Raw genomic sequence first — 12,215 nt, 5'->3', positions numbered from 1 at the left:
TACTTGCCCATGTTGTGACTAATCAAACGGCCTCGTCTTTCCCGAATCGACCTTGAGGTAGCCCATATGTCCGACGTTACTCCGCCCCCAACCACGCGCCTGTCCACGCGTTCACGCAAACCGGTCTTCGACCTTGTCCGCAAATTGCTGGGGCGCAAGTTTCGCCAGTCCGAGGTTGAGCTTTTGGACGAGGCGCTTGAGCAAAATATCTCTGGCCGCAGCAAACCTATATTGGGTGCCAAACGGACCATCGGACCGCGCGGAATTGCGCTTATCAAGCGATTTGAAGGATGCGCGCGGCTAAGGCGTGATGGATTGGTAGAGGCCTATCCTGATCCCGGCACCGGTGCCGAGCCTTGGACCATTGGATGGGGCGCCACAGGCATGGAGTTCGACACCGACGGGCGGATCGGTCCGGGTAGTGTGTGGACACAGGCGCAGTGCGATGCGCGCCTTGCATCCGATCTTATCATCTATGCCAAAGAGGTTGCGCGCGTGATTGACGGCGCGCCGACCACGCAAGGCCAATTCGATGCAATGGTGAGCTTTCACTACAACACAGGCGCCATTCGCCGGGCGACACTTACGCGAAAGCACAAGGAAGGCGATTTTGCAGGCGCGGCGGCCGAATTTGCGCGCTGGAACAAAGCGGGCGGCAGGGTGCTTAAAGGACTGGTGAAGAGGCGGCGCGAAGAAGCGCGGCTCTATATTGAAGGTTAGTAGTCGCGGCTGATTTCGGCCAAGACGCTGTCGCGCCCGATGGTCGTCACACTACCCAACAATGCAAGCCAGCTGGTGATGCGATATTCGACCTGCGTCGCGCTGTACCCTTGTCCATCGGTCACCAGCTCAACATAGACACGCCGTCCAAGGTTTTTGCCAAGAGCAACACCGGTCCCGCGACCTAAGGCAGGGTCCGCGCTTACAATCCGCAATTGATCCAGTCCGATAGAACGGCGCAAATCGCCAATCGGGTCAAGCCCGCCTCCACCGCCCTGCAAGGAGGCAAGAGCAGCGCCAAGCTGAATGGCATCGGTCGCCGAAAGCGAGGTCACCGACCCGCCGAACAACAACCGCGACAAGATCTCCTCCTCGGGCAATGCGGGTACTGAGGAAAATGCGATTTGCGGTACCTGCGAATTTCCGGTGATGTCGATGGTCACATCTGTCCCGTTGGCGCTCGCCTCAGCCTGAATATCAAGCCGTGGATCGATGGGCCTGCTCGCGTCGAATGCAATACGCCCATCCGTCAGCTCAAATCGGGTTCCAGAGAACCGATAATCGCCCCGAACAAGGCGAGCCTCGCCGCCAATCCGCGGGTCATTCACGGTCCCACGCAATGCAATATCAATGGCCCATTCGCTATCGAGACCAAGGCCGTCAACTTCCACGCGCGACGGGGCTTTTGCATCGATCAGATAGCGCCATCCGCCGTTTCGCGCCGGCGTGGCAAGGGCAGTTTGAAGCGGCCGGCCTGTCTCGCGGGTCGGGATCGTCGGGAGACGCAAATCCTCTGCGGCGACGCCCAATGCCCAGCTCGCCCGGTTGACTTCCACCCGGCCAGCAATCGCGCCGCCTAAACCATCAGAGACAATCCGCAACGGCCCTGTGATCGTTGCCTCCAGCCCGTTGGCATTGAGCAACCTCGCGTTGGAAACCGCTGCGCGAATATCAATTCCTGGCCCGCGCGATCCGGACATATCGGCAAGGTCCACAGTGCCGCTTCCGGTGACAGTGCCGCCGCCATTGGTCACGCCGGAAATGCGGGTAAGCTCAAGCTTTGACCCTTCGAACCGGCCACGGGCCGAAACCTGACTGATGTCGGTTCCTGAAACGGCGCTTTGTATTCTCAAATTGTCGCTGGAAAGATCTCCGACGATACGCGGCGCTTCGAGCGTGCCAGTCGCACGGGCATCAACGTTCAGGGCCCCAGTCAGATCAAACACCTCAATCGCGAGCAGACGCCACAAAGCCTCTGCCGCGCCGTCATAGCCAAGCTGTGCATTTAGCCGACCGCGCAAGACCCTCTCGCTCACGGACCGGCTGCGCAGGCTTGGGCTGTCCAACCCGCTAACCCTCGCATTGAGGCGGCCCAACCGGTTGTCGCCTTCCGTTAACCGCGCTCCTACCGCAAGTTCGCTTTGCGACAGGTCCGCCACCGCAAAAACATCGATCGGGCGCGATGACAGAACAAGGCCGGAGCGGGTGAACCCGTCGATCTTCACCCGGGCATTACCCGTTGCAGGACCGCTTCCATACTGGGCGAATTCGAAAACTCCTGAAAGCAATCCGCCAAGCCCCAAATCCGCGCCAGCAAGATCGGCAAGGCGCAAAGGCATCTTTGCAAAGCGGGCTTCGATCCGGGTGTTCTCGCCGCCCAATTGGCCTTCCAACAGCGTAAAGCCGCGGGCAAAACCGATCTGGGTAGGAGAGAGCGAATATCCCCCGCCGTCCAATGGGGTGAGTACGGCACGGCGCGGCATGGTAATCGGCCTGCCGCCATATTCGCCTTGCGCGATCAGGGCGATCCGGCGCGGCGAAAAGTCGCCATCAAGCTTGAGCTGGAACCGGTTTGCCCGCCTGCCTGCAATCGAGGCCTGAACATCTCCGCTACCGTCAACGATTTGCGCTTTGGCGTTAAAGGCGTTCAGCCGGAGAGCACCGTACTCAAGCCCCCTGCCAGCGATTGCGCCCTCGATCCGGTTCGAATTTGTACCGGCAGCGCTTCCGAATACGCCACTTGCGTTTACATCGGCATATTCAAGCGCGACCGGAAAATCCCCGCCAAAGCGGGCGCCGCGTGAGGTCAGGTCAAGGTCGAACCCTTGTGCACCATTGGCGGCCGGTGACAGCGCGATATCTCCGTCTATCCCACCCCCGCTCAGCGACAGTTTCCCATTGAGCGCCTGTTCCCCGAATGTGAGCGCTCCGGTCACATTGGTGCGATAAATGCGCATGGTTTCAACGCCGATGCGGCTGGGTCCGTTGGCCGGAAGCTCGAGAGCAAGCTCGCCTACAAATGGACCAAGCATCGACCCGCCTGCCATATCAATAGCAAAACCATCACCGCTAGGGGCAATTCCAAGACGCACATCTTTCAGACCGGCTGCGGGATAAGGATCGGCCAGAACCAGATCCGCGCGAACGCCCTCATTTGCGATCTCGGCATCGAAGTCGAAGGCCCCGTATTGGACATGGCTCCCGGCACCTGAAAGGGTCGAACGGTCCCCCACAATCCGGCTGTCGAGCCGGGCGTTCAGCCGCTCGCTTTCCAGTGTCACATCGCGAAGCACGATGGGGGCCTGCGCGCCCATCCCGAGGCTTCCCTTGAACCGTACGCTATCGCCTGCGATGGTTGGGATTGAGGCGTTTTCGAACTGGCTGGCGACCCCTGCAAGATTGGTGCGCAAGCTCCACGGAATACCGCCGCCGAATTTCGCCAGAATCTTGGCGTCCGCCGTGACAAGCCCCACATTTTCCAATGTCAGTGCACGCGCTCTCACAGGGCCAGCCACCGCAAAAACACCGTTGCTCAAATCACCACGAAATGTGATTTCGCCGTCCAGATCGGGGAAGATGATCTTCGTATTGTCCGCTGCAAGGTCACTGCCAACCACGCTGAGCATCCCTTGGAGCGTTCCACCTATAAGCCGTTCGTCGATGACAGAATTGCCGGTCAGAACCCGCTCGGTTTCAGCGGAAAGCGGCAGGCGAAACGTCTCACCGTCAAAGGTCGCGGTGCCAGCTTGCGAAAGGCGCGAGACTGTAACGGATTGCCCGATTACGAGCGCCTCAACATCCAATTGGTGGTCGATTTCAAGGTCCCTGAACGGGCCGTCGACCAAAGCTGTAAGCCTGCCCCCTTGCAGCCCGATACCCGGTGCAAGCCAATCCGGATCGCGAACATCAAGACCAACGTTAAAACCGTCTGCACGGTTGCCAGCCAGATCAATTGCGCCATTGCCGCGCACATCCAAAGTGTCGCTGACCGCCGCGATCCGGCCGTCAAATACGCTGTCTTCAAGCGTGCCAGCCATCGCCAAGGCGACCCCGCCCGCAAGGGCCCTGCCCAGTGTCGAAGCGGGTGCAAGATCGGGGGAGATTATTCCCAAGGCGCCAAACTGGCCGGACTTATTCGTCAATTCGAGGGCGGCAACGCGCTTGTCTTCCTGCGAGGCATTCTTGCGCTTGACCAAAGCGTAGCCGAGCCAGTTCGACCATGCACCCTCGCCCTCGATACGCGCCTCATACGCTGCGCCCAATCCGGAAAGCTTAGCGATAGGTCCATCTTGGGCAGCGTTGTAATCCAATGCGAGGTCGAACCGGTCGCCGTCAGGTTCTGCATTGAGCAAGAGTTTAACACGGTCTTCGGGACCAAACCGTCCCTGCGCATCGACCAGAGCCCGGCCCTTTCGGATATCGACTTTCGCCCCGAAATCGACCCGCTGGGCTTCTTCCCCTGCAAGACCGGGAGCGAGCTTGAAGTTGTCCAGCTCAAACTCGTCAATACGAATATCAAAGTCGGGCAAGATTGGCGCGTCCGGATCACCGGGCAGCAATTCCGGCAACCGCTCCAACCGCCCGCGTTTTGCGATCAGCTGGCGGATGTCGATACCGCTCCAAAGCCACGCGAGGGGCCGCCAATCGAGTTCCACTTCGGGAATGGTTAGAAACTTGCCCTTGGGATCTTTGACTACCAGATCGTGCAGCACAGCCTTTTGATAAAGGTCGCCTTCGATGCGCCCGACTTCAAACCGAAGACCCGATGCCGGAGCAGCGCTGGCGATCTGATCGGCGACGAACCGCTTTCCAATAGGCGAGGACAAAAACACTGCGCCGAGAACAAGTGGGACGAGCACAATCAAGAGAACCCAGCCAAGCCGCTTGGCCCAAACTCTTTTGCGCTTCGCCTCGCGTGGCTCTTGCTCTTCGGTGTTCTCCGGATCCGCCATCAGAATGCCTGCCCCAAACTGACATAGACGACGACTGGCGCATCATTTGGCGTTGGATTGAGAGGCACGCCGACATCAACGCGGATCGGGCCAAAGCTGGTTTTGTACCGAATGCCAATGCCGGCGCCTGCGCGTACAACATCGAAATCGGGCCGCTCTTCGCTTGAGATCGAGCCAAGGTCGAAGAAAGGAACCACTTCAATCGCTCCGTCCAAAAAGCCGGTCGGAATGCGGGCTTCGACGGCGGCTTCGATTAAGGAGCGCCCACCTTGGGGCTCATCAAATTCATTGCGCGGACCGATGGCTTGAAAGCCAAATCCGCGAACCGATCCGCCACCACCCGAATAAAGCCTGCGCGATGGGGCGATATCCAGCAGGTCCGCGCCAAAAACCGTGGCCGCCGCAAAGCGTGCCGCGATCACTGTGCTCCCCACCGGCTGGTAGTAGCTCGCATCGAAACGGGCCCGCACATAGGGCGAGTTTTCGCTCAAACTGCGTGAGAATTCCGGTTCGGCAAAGAAGGATACGCGGTACCCGTTTCTGGGATCGAGTAGGTTGTCACTTCCATCAAGGGTCGCCCTGCCAAAGACACCGCCGATCAGATATTCCTGACGCGGACGCGCGATGCCATTTGTCACGCGGTTGCGTTCATCGGTGTAAACAAGCTCTGCGCCCAGCTGCCAGCTGAACGGCTTTTGAAACAGTAGATTAGAGACCCGTTCAAACGTACCTTGCAAGGCGACAGTGCGCGCATCAACCGCTTCGGTCTCGATATCGCTTGCGAAGGCATCGACCGAGAGAATCTGGTCCCGCGCGCGGAAATTGCTGCGCCGGAAGGTGATGCTGGCCAATTGTTCGCGCGTACCAACGATACCGCGAAGGCGCAGCGCCCCTTCAGGCGGGAAGAGGTTGCGATGCTCCCATGCCGCCTCAAGCTTGAAGCCGTCTTCCGTACCATATCCGACCGCGCCGGATATTGTGCGCAAAGGCGCGCGCTCAATCGCCACATCCAATGCAACTTCGCCCGGCTGGTCGCCAACAGGCTCGGAAACCGCACGCGGAGTGATCGCGACCGACGATACAAGTCCTGTCGCAAGGATCGCGCGGCGCAAATCTGCCTGCATGCTTGTTTGATAAAGATCGCCCTTATCGAACCGGGCAATGCGTCCCAGATGTCGCCCCGAGAGGAAATTTGGGTCATCGCTGACCACTTCTCCGAATGTGAATTGTCCGCCCGGTTCAACCGACAGCGTGAGATCACCCATTTCGCGGGAATGATCGATCAGCAGATCAGGCTCGCCAAGCTCGCTAAAGGGATAGCCATTTTCGCCAAGCGCCAACCGTAGCCGGGCCTCGCCTGCAACGATAGCATCCGCGTAAACCGGATCGCCCGAGGTAATCCCAAACGCCCTTGCAAGCGGCGTGCGCTCTTCTTGATCCAGACGATCAAGCGCCCCCAGATCAATCACATCAAATGTATATTGCTCGCCCGGAAGCACATCGAACCGCACCTTGGGGTCACGGTCGGCGGTTTGGTCATTGAAACGGTCGGTTTCGTCAGCAAAACCGCGCCTGCCCCCGGAAAGTTGCTGGATGACTTCGCCGTCATAATAGCCGTAATTGCGCAGCATCGCTGAAAGCAGGTCTTCGTCAGCGCGCGCTCTGGCGGCAAGCTGCGGGATTGTATCTTCGCCCGTGCCAAGCGCCTCAATTGCGGACAATGCGCGGAACCGGGCGATGAAAATCTCTTCCTCGGGAAACCGGGCGAGCTCTGCCGGGAAAGCGAGGATGAGTTGATCGCTAATCTCGACCTCGGCCAGATCCGGCAAATCCACCAGGCTTGGCGCGTCGATGTCGGCAAAAGACGGGCGATCAGCGTCATGCTCAAGCTGTTCTGGCTCGGCAATGTCGAGGGTCTCCAGCGCTCCGTCTATGTCAAACGAAGGAGCGGGAGCTTGCAAGGGCTCAGGACCCGGGCTTTCCGGTGGAGGCACGACCGCGTCGGGCGGCGAAGTGACGTTGTCGTCTCTCGTTGCCCAGTCTTCCGGGTTCTCAACGGCGCTCTCCGGTATGAGATCGCCGAGCGTTTGGTTCGACACATCGTCAGAACCAGAGGGCTGCACACTTTCCGGGGACGAGTTCTCCTGCCCGGCAGCCGCGGTGCCGGAAACAAGCAGTCCGGCCGCGAGAGCCAGTCTTAGTCCCGATATCATCAATTAATGGTCAACTCGCAGAGAATTTGACAGGCTGTCCGTCTTTACCCCGTGCGCCAGCAATTGCGCCATCCTTTTCGGTGCGCGGAGCAGTGGCTGCGGCGATCAGGCGGCTCTGCTCATTATCATCCATCCGGCGCCATCCGTCACGGGTCAGCTGTTCCAGCGGACGGTAACGCACTTTATATTGCATCCGCGGTGACCCATCGACCCAATAGCCAAGGTAGACATAAGGCAGGCCACTTTGCGCTGCGCGCTGGATATGGTCGAGGATGATATAGTTGCCAAGGCCTGCGCGCCCTTCATGATCGGGATCATAGAAGGAATAGATCATCGACAGACCATCGCCTTGGCGATCGGTCAGGCACGCACCGATAAGCTTGCCCGGTTCACCCGTTTCAGTCGGCTCGCGATATTCGACCAGAGAGCTTGTGACGGGCGTGTGCTCGACCATGTCGGCATAATCCATCTCGTCCATGGTCGACATGCCACCATCGGGATGACGCACGCTGAGATATTTGGTCAGCAATTCAAACTGTTCATCGGTCGCCCAAGGACGGCACTCAGTCACGATAAGATCGCGGTTACGCTTGATATCGCGTTTTTGTGTGCTCGACGGTTTGAATTCACCTGCAACGACACGGACGGATACGCAGGCCTGACAGTCGAGACAGCTTGGCCGATAGGCAACGGTTTGACTACGGCGAAAACCGATCCTGCCAAGAGCTTCGTTAAGCTGATCCGCGTGAGCGCCCTTAAGCTCTGTGAACACTTTGCGTTCGCTGCGCCCCGGAAGATAGGGGCACGGCGCCGGACTTGTCACAAAGAAACGGGGGAAGCGGATTGGGGCCGTCACGGGTTTGGCTCTTCGTCCTCTAAGGCGGATAGTGGAATCAGCAATCGCTGCGTTAAGACATTCTTATGCCTATTTGCGCCCCTCGGTAAAAGGGCTTTAACCAAAATTCACGGTGAATTTTGTCTTACTTTGCACATGACTGGACGCAAAAAGGAACCGGATCGGAGCAATGCTTCACGATCAGGCCGTTGTGCGTCACTTTGTGGGACAGCTTCAGACGCTGATGTCCGCCGCGAGAGATTTCCGGTTCGGATCGAACCTGGAATCAGTTTAATTCAACGACATCTACGTGATATCGCGCTGCCCGCAAGGCCTCGACCAATTGCTCGACCTGCTGCGCATCGCGCGCCTCGCATTCGATATCGGTGATGAGACCCTTTGCCGGCAAACTTGTGAAAATCCGCTGGTGATAGATCTCGATGATGTTGACGTGATGCTTATCAAACAGGCGCATCACTTTAAACAAAGCGCCGGGGCGATCCTGCAAAGTTACCCGCAAACGCGCAAGGCGGCCTTGCCGGGCAAGATCACGCAGCAGCACATTTGCAAGTAAGCGCGTGTCGATATTGCCGCCGCACAGCACAAGGCCCACTTTCTTGCCCGCAAACCGCTCCGGATTGTCGAGCACGGCAGCAAGGCCAGCGGCCCCTGCTCCCTCGACAACAGTCTTCTCGATCTGGAGCAGCAATGACACCGCCTTTTCAAGGACCGGCTCATCGACCAGCAGAATATCGTCGACTTTCTCGGCGATCACTTGCGAGGTGAAATGCCCGGGCTGTTTGACCGCAATGCCTTCTGCCAGTGTATCACCACCGCAAGCGAGATCTTCGCCTTTGAGCTTGGCAAACATGCTGGGATAAAGGCCCGCTTGTACCCCGACGATCTCCACGTCTGGCGCAATCGCGCGCGCAACGGTCGCCATTCCGGAGATAAGCCCGCCTCCACCAATGGGTGTGACCAGGCAATCAAGGTCGGGGACCACCTCCAGCATTTCGAGCGCTACGGTCCCTTGTCCAGCGGCCACATGGGGATCGTCAAACGGGTGGATGAAAGTAAGCCCGCGCTCTTCTTTGAGCTCGCACGCATGGGCATACGCATCGTCGAAGGTCTCGCCTTCAAGCACGACATTTCCGCCCACGCTTTCGGTCTGCATGACCTTCACGGTGGGCGTGGTTTTGGGCATCACAATAGTCACAGGCACTCCCAAACGGGTGCCGTGATAGGAAAGGCCCTGGCTGTGGTTGCCAGCCGACGCTGCGATCACGCCGCGCTTCTTTTGCTCTTCGGTCAAATGCAGCAACGCGTTTAACGCGCCGCGCTCTTTATAGGCGGCGGTAAATTGCTGGTTTTCAAACTTCAGCCAGATTTCCGCGCCCGTAATCTCCGACAGGGTTTTCGAATCCATCATCGGAGTTTTGACAACCGAGCCTTCGATGCGGGCAGCGGCTGCGCGGACATCGTCGAGGGTCAAGTCGGCAGGCGTTGGCCCAGCGGTGAGGCTTGCGTTTGGTGCATTCATAACGCGCAACGCCCTAAGCCCTCGCAATCACGAGAGCAACCATGATTGAGTGGGCGCGATTGACTTGGCAAATGTGTCGTAAAGCTATTAGGTGCCCCGCATATGGATAAGAGCATAAAGATCGCCTTTATCGGGCTTGGCGTCATGGGCGGGCCAATGACGGGTCATCTGGCCCGTGCCGCGTTCAGTGTGACAGCCTACAACCGTTCCCCTGAGCGCGCCAAAAACTGGCGGAAAAGCTGGCAGAACGAGGGGCTTGACGTCGCATTCGCCGACACGCCTTCGGATGCTGCCAAGGGGGCTGATGTCGTTTGCACCTGCGTTGGCAATGACGATGATTTGGCAAGTGTCACCACTGCATTTGGCGGCGTTCTGGAAACGATGTCTGAAGGCTCACTCCTGATCGATCACACCACCACCTCTGCCGATATGGCGCGCCAGCTTGGTGCGGCTTGCGAGGCAAAAGGGATTGCCTTTGTCGATGCCCCCGTCAGCGGTGGTCAGGCAGGCGCTGAAAACGGTCAGCTTGCGATTATGTGCGGCGGCTCGAGCGAGGCGATGGCGCGCGCCAATCCTGTGATGGAGCCGTATGCAAAATCAATCGTCCATGTCGGTCCCACGGGCGCTGGACAAACGGCAAAAATGGCCAATCAGATGTGCATCGCAGGCGTTCTTGGCGGACTGTCAGAGGCAATCCGGCTGGCACAAGGCGCAGGGCTTGATCTTGATAAAACCTATGAAGCGATTTCCGGAGGGGCCGCGCAAAGCTGGCAAATGGATAATCGCTGGGCGACCATGACCAAGGACAAATTCGACTTTGGCTTTGCCATCGACTGGATGCGCAAGGATCTGGGCTATGCCCTTGACGAAGCAAAGCGCCTTGGCCTTTCGTCACCCATTTCATCGCTGGTCGATCAATTCTATGCCGAGGTGCAAGCCTCGGGCGGCAGCCGCCATGACACCAGCGCACTTATCTCACGTCTTCCAAAAGCGAAATCGTAATGCAGAAACTTTCAATGATCCGCTCACTCCTCACCGCGAGCCTCGCCGCAAGCGTCGCTGTTGTCGCAAGCCCTGCCCTTGCCGATACGCTTGTCTACAATGTCGACGGGGTGACCATTGACGAGGCAGGCGAGGTCAAACGCTTTACAGAGCTCGTTTTCGATGATGACGGCTTCATCACCCATGTTCTGGAGCGCGGGGAAGAGCGGCCCGAAGACATCGAATTTGCGATGGACGGCGAAGGACAGGTGATGTTGCCGGGCCTGATTGATGCGCATGTGCACGTCATGGACATCGGATTTGCCGCACTCACACTCGACCTGTCAGACACGAACAGTCTGGAAGAAGCACTTGCCAAGGTCGCCGAGTTTGCCGAGGCCAATCAGGGCCGCCCGTGGATTCTGGGCCGCGGCTGGAACCAGGAAAAATGGGGCCTTGGCCGTTTCCCGACCGCGGCGGAATTGGACGCGGTGGTCTCTGATCGCCCCGTATGGCTCGAGCGCGCTGACAACCACGCCAACTGGGCAAACAGCATAGCGATGGAGCGCGCCGGGATCACCTCCGACACGCAAAGCCCCGATGGCGGCCGCATCATTCGCGATGAAGATGGCAATCCGACCGGTATCTTCATCGACAACGCCATCCCCCTCGTAGGCGACAGCGTGCCCGCCCCGCGCCCCGAAGATCGCGACGCGGCCTTTGCGATGGCTCAGGAAAGACTGCTGGAAAACGGTATCACGGCGGTCGCCGATATGGGCACGCCGGTGGTCGATTGGATGACGTTCCGCAGATCCGCTGATCGCGGACAATTGCGGATCCGGATTATGTCCTATGCCGATAGCCCCGATGCGATGGAACTTATTGGAGGGCCTGGCCCCACCCCCTGGCTGTATGAGGACAAGCTGCGCCTCAACGGGATCAAGCTTTATGTCGATGGCGCTCTTGGTTCGCGCGGTGCGACATTGAAAGAGCCTTATCACGATGAACCCACCACAAGGGGCATTGCGATCACGTCGCCTGCACAATTGCGCAACCGGATGAGCCGCGCAGCGATGGACAATTTCCAAACCGCCGTGCACGCGATCGGGGATGCCGCCAATGCCGACGTGCTCAACGCGATCGCGGAACTCTCTGAAAGCTACAAGGGTGACCGCCGCTGGCGCATTGAACATGCACAGATCGTCGATCCTGCAGACCTTCCCCGCTTTGGCGAACACGGCACGATTGCCTCGATGCAGCCGCTCCACCAGACCAGCGATATGTTCATGGCCGAAGCGCGGCTTGGTGATGATCGCTTGGGAGGCGCTTACGCATGGAAGAGCATTATCGAAGTGGGCGGCCAGATTGCCTTTGGCTCGGATGCACCGGTTGAGCCGGCCGATGTCTTTGCGGGCATAGCCGTTGCCATCAGCCGCACTGACGAAAACGGCAATCCGTTCGGCGGCTGGCGCGCGCATGAAGCGGTGAGCCGCGAGCAAGCCCTGGCCGCCTTCACCTCTGACGCAGCCTATGCAGGATTTGCGGAAGGCAAATTTGGCCGATTGGTGCCAGGCGAGCGGGCAGACTTTATCTTTGTGAACCGCGACCCGATGCTCGCCTCGCCAACGCAAATCCGCGAGACGCAAGTGCGCGAAGTGTACCTAGCAGGAAAACGCGTCTTTGCGCGCTAGACC

At 58.9% G+C, this 12,215-nt stretch carries 7 protein-coding genes; 3 read left to right on the top strand and 4 right to left on the bottom strand.

Features of this window, described 5'->3' with window-relative positions; translation table 11 throughout:
* The first annotated feature begins 66 nt into the window (after nucleotides 1–66).
* A complete protein-coding gene (locus AC0V6Q_RS00650) occupies nucleotides 67–720 on the top strand; it encodes a lysozyme (RefSeq protein ID WP_486166518.1) in 654 nt (217 codons plus the stop codon).
* Here AC0V6Q_RS00650 and AC0V6Q_RS00645 read toward each other — a convergent pair.
* The 4 genes from AC0V6Q_RS00645 to AC0V6Q_RS00630 all read right to left on the bottom strand — a co-directional run bounded on the left by AC0V6Q_RS00645 (nucleotide 717) and on the right by AC0V6Q_RS00630 (nucleotide 9,540).
* A complete protein-coding gene (locus AC0V6Q_RS00645) occupies nucleotides 717–4,952 on the bottom strand; it encodes a translocation/assembly module TamB domain-containing protein (RefSeq protein ID WP_486166517.1) in 4,236 nt (1,411 codons plus the stop codon). The two genes, AC0V6Q_RS00650 and AC0V6Q_RS00645, sit on opposite strands and share 4 nt — an antisense overlap.
* Nucleotides 4,952–7,165, bottom strand: coding sequence for an autotransporter assembly complex protein TamA (locus tag AC0V6Q_RS00640; RefSeq protein WP_486166516.1), 2,214 nt, complete (start codon nucleotides 7,163–7,165; stop codon nucleotides 4,952–4,954). The genes AC0V6Q_RS00645 and AC0V6Q_RS00640 overlap by 1 nt, the downstream gene beginning before the upstream one ends.
* 10 nt (nucleotides 7,166–7,175) lie before the next feature.
* A complete protein-coding gene (locus AC0V6Q_RS00635) occupies nucleotides 7,176–8,021 on the bottom strand; it encodes an arginyltransferase (protein ID WP_486166515.1) in 846 nt (281 codons plus the stop codon).
* Between the two features lie 265 nt (nucleotides 8,022–8,286).
* Nucleotides 8,287–9,540 (bottom strand): threonine ammonia-lyase, encoded by a 1,254-nt coding sequence (locus tag AC0V6Q_RS00630; protein WP_486166514.1) that lies wholly within the window; start codon nucleotides 9,538–9,540, stop codon nucleotides 8,287–8,289.
* Nucleotides 9,541–9,642: 102 nt separating this feature from the next.
* On the opposite strand from AC0V6Q_RS00630, the gene AC0V6Q_RS00625 reads away from it, so the two are divergent.
* Both AC0V6Q_RS00625 and AC0V6Q_RS00620 read left to right on the top strand, forming a co-directional pair.
* On the top strand, nucleotides 9,643–10,542 hold the full coding sequence (locus tag AC0V6Q_RS00625) for an NAD(P)-dependent oxidoreductase (RefSeq protein WP_486166513.1): 900 nt from the start codon (nucleotides 9,643–9,645) through the stop codon (nucleotides 10,540–10,542).
* Nucleotides 10,542–12,212 (top strand): amidohydrolase, encoded by a 1,671-nt coding sequence (locus AC0V6Q_RS00620; protein WP_486166512.1) that lies wholly within the window; start codon nucleotides 10,542–10,544, stop codon nucleotides 12,210–12,212. The genes AC0V6Q_RS00625 and AC0V6Q_RS00620 overlap by 1 nt, the downstream gene beginning before the upstream one ends.
* Nucleotides 12,213–12,215 lie beyond the last annotated feature (3 nt).

It is taken from the genome of Erythrobacter sp. S227 (assembly GCF_057364925.1).
The sequence above is the reverse complement of the archived record's forward strand: the minus strand, read 5'-3'. Positions and strand labels throughout refer to the sequence as shown.